Origin of the sequence: Schlesneria sp., assembly GCF_036405755.1 — a bacterium.
Taxonomy (GTDB): domain Bacteria; phylum Planctomycetota; class Planctomycetia; order Planctomycetales; family Planctomycetaceae; genus Schlesneria; species Schlesneria sphaerica.
On record NZ_DASWWZ010000364.1, the window covers coordinates 1 to 4,458 of the forward strand.

At 58.8% G+C, this 4,458-nt stretch carries 3 protein-coding genes; 1 reads left to right on the forward strand and 2 read right to left on the reverse strand.

Annotation, left to right across the window (positions count from 1 at the left end):
• Together VGE80_RS12515 and VGE80_RS12520 are read right to left on the reverse strand one after the other, a co-directional pair.
• Positions 1-2,725, reverse strand: a 2,725-nt coding sequence (locus tag VGE80_RS12515) for an efflux RND transporter permease subunit (RefSeq protein ID WP_440592907.1), incomplete at its 3' end; no start/stop codon positions are given.
• Positions 2,726-2,879: 154 nt separating this feature from the next.
• Entirely contained in the window at positions 2,880-3,587 is a 708-nt protein-coding gene (locus VGE80_RS12520; protein ID WP_397569845.1) for a GntR family transcriptional regulator, read from the reverse strand.
• A 321-nt stretch (positions 3,588-3,908) separates the two neighbouring features.
• Here VGE80_RS12520 and VGE80_RS12525 point away from each other — a divergent pair, with 321 nt between their 5' ends.
• Positions 3,909-4,430: a DUF4269 domain-containing protein gene (locus tag VGE80_RS12525; RefSeq protein WP_440592908.1), complete on the forward strand. Its 522-nt coding sequence runs from the start codon at positions 3,909-3,911 to the stop codon at positions 4,428-4,430.
• Positions 4,431-4,458: the final 28 nt, after the last annotated feature.

The window sequence follows — 4,458 nt, forward strand, 5'->3', positions numbered from 1 at the left end:
GATAGACCAGCACCACGGCAAAGATCAGCCCGTAGCTGAGTCCTCGGAACGAGGTCATCATACTTTGCACCTGACCTCGCACGGTAATCGTTGTCCCTCGGGGAAGTGTCGGACGAATCTCGTCCACGATCCTGTCGATCGCCGCCGCCACGCTGCCCAGGTCCGTTCCCTGAACTCCCGCCAGGACGTCGAAACTCTGCGCGATGTTGTAATGGGTGACGTTTGTCGGACCGAACGCGTGACGCACGCTGGCCAGGTTCCCGAGCAGTTGGGCTTCGGTGCTGTCGCCACTGCGGGAAACGGGGGTCGAGTTAATGGCATCAACCGAATCGATCCGAAACTGAGGCGCCTGCACCACGAGTGGATATTGCACCCCGGTCCTCGGATCGAGCCAGAAGTTCGGGGCCGCCTGGCCGCTGGAACTCAGCGACACCAGCATGTCGTTCGATAGATCCCGAGCCGAAATACCCAATTGACTGAGCAGCGTCCGGTCGGCGTCGATGTTCAATTCCGGCGTGCGGATGACCTGCTGCAGGTGAGCGTCGACCGCTCCGGGGATTTCGGCAATCCTGTCTCGGATCTGCTTGGCGATCTGGTAGTTCTTTTCATAGTTGCCCCGAGGCCCGACGATCTGCACGTCGATCGGAGCTGCCAGACCGAAGTTCAGCACCTGCGTCACGATGTCCGGCGGTTGAAAGTAGAATGTCAGGTCGGGGAATCGCTTGTTCAGTTCACGCCGCAGCCTGGCGATGTATTCATTGGTCGGCGCGTGGTGCTCGTGCAGCGTGATCAGCATCTCGCCATCCGCCGCCGACATCAGCGAACCGTCACTGAGTGCCAGATTGATCCCGCTGTTGGGGATGCCAATGTTGTCGATGATCGTTTCCAGTTCGTGCGGAGGAATAATCTCGCGCACGACGTCACCGATCCGCCCGAACCAGCGTTCCGTCTCTTCAATACGGGTTCCCGCGGGGGCCCGCACGTGCATTCGCATCTGTCCCGAATCGACACTGGGGAAGAAATCGCGTCCGAGCATCGGCAGCAACGCGCTCGAAGCCGCCACCAGTGTCACGAACGCCATCGCGACCAGAGCCCGGTGGTTGAGGGCCGTCAGCAGGCAGACTCCATAAAAATCGCGCAGCTTGTCAAAGTAGTGGTTGAACCGGTGGTGCACCCGCCAGATCAGACCAAACTTGGGTGGTTTCTGGTCTTCTGACGCCCCCTCTTTCTTGCCTCCGTACATTTCCACTTCGCCAGCCAGCAGGTAGTGGGTCAGCGTCGGAACGAGGGTTCGGCTGAGGAAGTAGCTGGTCAGCATCGCGAAGACCACCGCCATCGCCATCGGAACGAAGAGCGAGCGGGCCGCACCGGTGATGAACACCACGGGGACGAACACGATACAGATACACAACGTTGCAACGAACGCCGGGGTCGCAATCTGCTGGGCCCCGTCGAGAATCGCAGGGACCAGCCGTTTTCCCAGATGGAGATTCCGGTGGATATTTTCGATTTCCACTGTGGCATCATCAACGAGAATACCGACCGCGAGAGCCAGTCCACCCAGCGTCATCACGTTCAGCGTGTGCCCCAGGAACGACAGCGCCATGATCGAAACAAGGATCGACAGCGGGATCGAGATCACCACGACCAGGGTACTGCGCCACGAGCCGAGGAATAACAGGATCATCAGACCTGTCAGCCCTGCGGCGATGGCCCCTTCCATCAGCACTCCGTGAATCGCACCACTCACGAAGATCGACTGGTCCGAGAGTAACGTCGCTTTCAGCGTATCAGGCAACGTGGCGAGGATGGCGGGCATGCGCCGTTTCACGCCATTCACAATCTCCAGCGTCGAGGCACCCGACTTGAGCACCGGTTGCAGCACCCCACGCTTGCCGTCGACCCGGATGATGTTGGTTTGCGGAGCGGCCCCGTCGCGAATATGCGCGACGTCCCGCATGAAGATGGTGCGTGTGCCGACCGACTTGATCGGCAAGTTCGCGATCTCTTCGACGACGGTCGGACTGTTGTTCAGCCGGACATTATATTCCTGTTCGCCGATCTTCGCCGTTCCCGAAGGAGCGATCAGGTTCTGCACCGAGATGGCTGCCGAGACATCCGCGGCCGACAGGTTCCACGCATACAGCTTTTCAGGATCGATATCGATCATGATCTGTCTTACGGTTCCGCCGTAAGGATACGGCACCTGAGCACCCGGCACGGTCGCCATCCCGGGCCGCAGCCCGTTGGTGGCGTTATCGAAGAGCTGTTGCTCGTTCAGCACGTCGCTGCTCAGCGAGACCTGCACGATCGGCACGTTCGCCGCGTTGTAGCGCATGACCAGTGGGGGAAAGATGCCGGGCGGCATTGAACGGAGCACCTGCTGCGAGGTCGCGACGACCTGCGAGATGGCGCTGTCGATATTCGCCCCTTCCTGGAGGAAGATCTTCACTACACTGATGCCGTTCAGGGACTGGCTTTCAATGTGTTCGATGCCACTGACGGTCGACACCAGCACACGCTCATAGTTTCCCACGACGCGCGTTTCCATTTCGTCCGGCGAGATCCCGGTGTACGTCCAGATGACAGCCACCACAGGAATCTGGATTTCCGGAAAGATATCCATCGGCATCCGGGCGATCGTCACGATCCCAAGGATTGCGATCAGAATGGACATCACCACGAAGGTGTAGGGTTTACGCAGAGCGAGACGAACGATCCACATGGTGTCACGTTTTGTAAATGGACGTACCGCGATCCGCTTGCGTCGGCATGACGTAAGTGAGTCACAGAAAGGGAAGGTCAATCGACGCGATAACCCGGCCGCCGGGCTCAGGCAGGTCGATCACGCCACCATTCACCAGGACAAACGACGGTCATCAGGACAAACAACTGGCAGTGACGGGCGTCAACTCCGTCGTACCGGTCTGCTGCGAAGCAGCCGAACCAGCGACTCGATCACACCAGCGCTGCTTACACGACTCTGCGTGCTCTCGCAGCAAACGACCGGCAGTGACTCCGTCACCCCGTTCCAGAGCATCCACCGGGCCATCATGTTCGCGCGCCCGATCAACTAAACTTGGCTCATGCCGACGATGCAGATGAAGCCTGACGCGTGCTTCAAACGCGAGTCGTTCCCAGGACTGAATCAGTACCTGATTGTCTGAAGCGAGGACGATGGTTCGATGAAACTCAATGTTGTGGCGAGCATACGCCTCAATGTCTCCCGTTCGGGCTGCTTCGTGAATCAGTGCCAGGGACGTCCGCAACGAGGAAACATTCCCGGCAAGCCGTGGTGCAGCCAGCTCGGCAGCGAGTTGCTCCAGTACGCCACGCACGGTGTACGCCTCGATCATCTCCCGATCACAAATTTCCCGAACGCGAGTACCGCGGTAGGGAATCGATTCCACGAGCTGCAGTGATTCGAGTTCCCGCAAGGCTTCCCGGACGGGAGTTTGACTGGTGTCAAATTCCCGGGCAATTTCTAACTCAACCAGCCGCTCACCCGCCTTCAGGCTTCCATCGAAGATCCTGGAGGTCAGGGCGTTTCTGATCTTGTCACTCATGCATTGGCGCAGGGAAGGCATTGCCGATTCTCTCTTTCCAACTCGTGCCCGATGTAACCAGCAACATTTGAACAGGTTGCGAACAAATCCGCTATCACATCAGCCCTACCGCACGACGCGTATATATTATCGATAATATAGAGTCAGTCAATGATGCCAATTTCTGTACTTTCCGAAATCGAACACTTTCGGCACCCTGCCCCGCATGACAAGGTAGTGTCGATCGGCGGAGATCAGTGCCAGCCGGGGGGACGGAGCCGACGGCCCGCCGTTACAACCGAACCGGATGCAGTGAGCTCCGTTTGAGAAGACAGTGCAGCCAGGCAGCACGAAGGGAGAACCATGCGAGTTCACTACGAACAAATTCTGGCCGATCTGGACTTACTGGCGAAACTGGCGGAATTCCGGCCAGTCGTGATTGGCACCCCACCGCTCGGCATCACGGTGGCCTCAAGCGACATCGATGTAGCCTGCGAGGCCGCCGAACTGAACCATTTCCGCGACCGAGTCCTGACGGAGTTCCAGCAGTTGCCCGCATTCGCCGTCCGATCACTCTCCATCGGACAGCAGCCGACCTGCATCGCCAATTTCGAGTATCAAGGTTGGCCTATCGAACTCTTCTGCCAGCAGATCCCCGTGCAGAGGCAGGCTGGGGTAAGACACTTTCTGATCGAGCAGCGGCTATTGAGATTGCACCCCGAGTTACGGCCGCAGATCCAGCAGGCCCGCGACAAGGGACTGAAAACCGAACCCGCCTTCGCCCAGGCGCTGGGCCTGACCGGCGACCCCTACGAGTCCCTGCTGCTGCTCGAGGATCTCAGCGACAAACAACTCGCCGCATGGACCATCACTCACGTTAGATAATGTCAGTTGTCACGCGAGCTGTTCTTAC